Origin of the sequence: Thiocapsa sp., from assembly GCF_011390875.1 — a bacterium.
Classification (GTDB): Bacteria; Pseudomonadota; Gammaproteobacteria; order Chromatiales; family Chromatiaceae; genus Thiocapsa.
The window spans coordinates 1-2,610 of record NZ_JAABRP010000042.1 but is presented as its reverse complement, the minus strand read 5'-3'; the positions used below and the strand labels follow the sequence as shown (position 1 = coordinate 2,610).

At 64.7% G+C, this 2,610-nt stretch carries 2 protein-coding genes; both read left to right on the top strand.

Features of this window, described 5'->3' with window-relative positions; translation table 11 throughout:
• Positions 1-148 precede the first annotated feature (148 nt).
• Positions 149-598 carry a 50S ribosomal protein L9 gene (gene rplI, locus GPT33_RS05150; protein ID WP_296806252.1) on the top strand — a complete coding sequence of 150 codons (450 nt, stop codon included), beginning with the start codon at positions 149-151 and terminating at the stop codon, positions 596-598.
• 148 nt (positions 599-746) lie between these two features.
• A partial coding sequence (gene dnaB / locus GPT33_RS05145) for a replicative DNA helicase (protein ID WP_296806251.1) occupies positions 747-2,610 on the top strand: 1,864 nt, incomplete at its 3' end.

The window sequence follows — 2,610 nt, the reverse complement described above, 5'->3', positions numbered from 1 at the left end:
CCGCGCGGATTGACCTAGACCCTTTTGGCCGATAGATCTTGACCGGATGAATCCGGTTCTGGCGCGTGCGCCGCCCGGTCCGGAGGATCACCCGAGGATCAAGGGCGTGCCACCCTGATCTCGAAGAACTTTTGAGAGGAATACATACGTGGAAGTCATCCTGCTGAAGAATGTCGGTCGCCTCGGAGCGCTCGGCGACAAGGTCAGTGTCCGTTCGGGCTATGGCCGGAATTATTTGATCCCGTCCGGGTTTGCCGTGTCGGCGACCGACGCCAACCTCGAAGCCTTCGAGGCCCGGCGTGCGGAGCTCGAGCAGGCTGCAGCGGACCAGCTCGCCGAGGCCCGTGCCCGTCGCGATGGCTTCGAAGGGATGAGCGTCACGATTGCGCGCCGCGCCGGAGAGCAGGGACGCCTGTTCGGCTCGGTCGGCACCGGCGACATCGCCGAGGCGGTGACCGCCGCGGGTTTCGTGCTGTCGAAGAGCGAGGTCAAGCTCTCGGGTGGCCCGTTCCGCGCTGCAGGCGAGTACGAGGTGACCCTGCACCTGCACCCGGAGGTCGATGCCACCATCACCGTGGATGTCGTCCCCGAGGACTGAGACGCCCGAATTCCAGAGCTCCGGCGGCGCGAGCGTCCGCCGGATCGACGGCGAGCCTCGCCCGCATCCGCCGGGCACGTCACACGAATCGACTCGAAGCTCTGGCGAGACTCGCGCCTGCGCGCGGGTCATTCGGCCGAGGTGATCTATGTTCGACGCGGATTCCCAAGGCCCCCCGGGCGTAGACTTCGACGAGCTCCGCGTTCCGCCGCACAATGTTCATGCCGAGCAATCCCTGCTCGGTGGTCTCATGCTGGACAACAGCACCTGGGATCGCATCGCAGACATGGTCACCGAGCGTGACCTCTATCGACGCGAGCACCGCCTCATCTTTCGCGCCATCGCCAAACTGGCCGCGGAGGACCAACCCTTCGATCTGGTGACCCTCGCCGAGACTCTCGAGCGCACCGAGCAGCTCGAAGGCGCCGGCGGGCTCCCCTACCTCGGCACCATCGCCAACGAGACCCCGAGCGCGGCCAATATCAAGGCCTACGCCAAGATCGTCCGACAGACCTCGGTCCTGCGGCAGATGATCGCCGCCGGCACCGACATTGCCGACAGTGGCTACAACCCCATGGGCCGCGATGCCTCCGAGCTGCTCGATGCGGCCGAGCGGCGCGTCTTCGAGATCGCCGAGCAGGAAGCGCGCGGCGGTGGCGGGTTCCAGCCCATCAAGACCCTGCTCGGGCGCGCGGTCGAGCGCATCGATGCACTCTATCAGCGCGACGAGCCCATCACCGGGCTCGCGACCGGCTTCACCGACTTCGACATGATGACCTCGGGGCTGCAGCCTGCAGATCTCATCATCGTCGCGGGACGGCCCTCGATGGGCAAGACCTCGTTCGCCATGAACATGGCCGAGCATGTCGCCATCCAATCCAAGCGCCCGGTGGCCGTCTTCAGTATGGAGATGCCCGGCGATGCGTTGGCGATGCGCATGATGTCCTCGCTCGGGCGCATCGACCAGCACCGCGTCCGTACCGGGCGGCTCGAAGACGACGAGTGGCCCCGCCTGACCTCGGCGGTCAACATCCTAGCCGGCGCATCCATGTTCATCGACGACACGCCCGCCCTCTCGCCGACCGAGGTCCGGGCGCGTGCGCGACGTCTGAAACGCGATCAAGACGATCTGGGTCTCATCGTTCTGGACTACATCCAGCTCATGCAGGCCCCCGGAGTCGGCGAGAATCGGGCGACCGAGATCTCTGCGATTTCGCGCTCGCTCAAGGCACTCGCCAAGGAACTCAACGTCCCGGTCATCGCACTCTCGCAGCTCAACCGCAGTCTCGAGCAGCGGCCGAACAAGCGGCCGGTGATGTCGGATCTGCGTGAATGTGTCACGGGGGATACTTTGGTCGTTCTAGCCGACGGTCGCCGTGTCGCCATTGCGGAATTGGTCGGCACCTCGCCGGAGGTGGCGGCGGTGGATGCCGCCGGGCGACTTATCACAGCGACGGCCGAAGCGATCTGGTGCGTCGGTCGGCGTTCGATTTTGGCGGTTCGTCTTGCCAGCGGACGCGTGATTCGAACGACCGCGGAGCATCGCCTCATGGGCGCTGCGGGCTGGCAGACTGTCGAGACCTTGGGGCCGGGGTCGCGTCTTGCGATCTCGCGCGAGTTGCCTGAGCCGAAGGTTTGCGAATCCTGGCCGGAACATGAGCTGATTCTGTTGGCTCATCTGATCGGCGATGGCAGCTACGTGAGTGGCCAACCCTTGCGTTACACGACGGCTTCCGAGGACAACAGCCGTATCGTCAGCGAAAGTGCCTTTCTTTTCGGCGTGCGCGTGAATCGGCATGCGGGCGTCGGGGCTTGGCACCAACTGGTTTTCAGCGGTAACGGGAATCGGTGGCATCCGGCTGGAATCAACCTTTGGTTGCGGGGGCTCGGCATCTTCGGTCAGCGTTCTCACGAGAAGCGCTTGCCGGTTGATCTGTTTCGTCTCGATGACGAGCAGTTGGCTTTCTTTCTTCGCCACTTATGGGCAACCGACGGCACTATTTCGCCTCGTA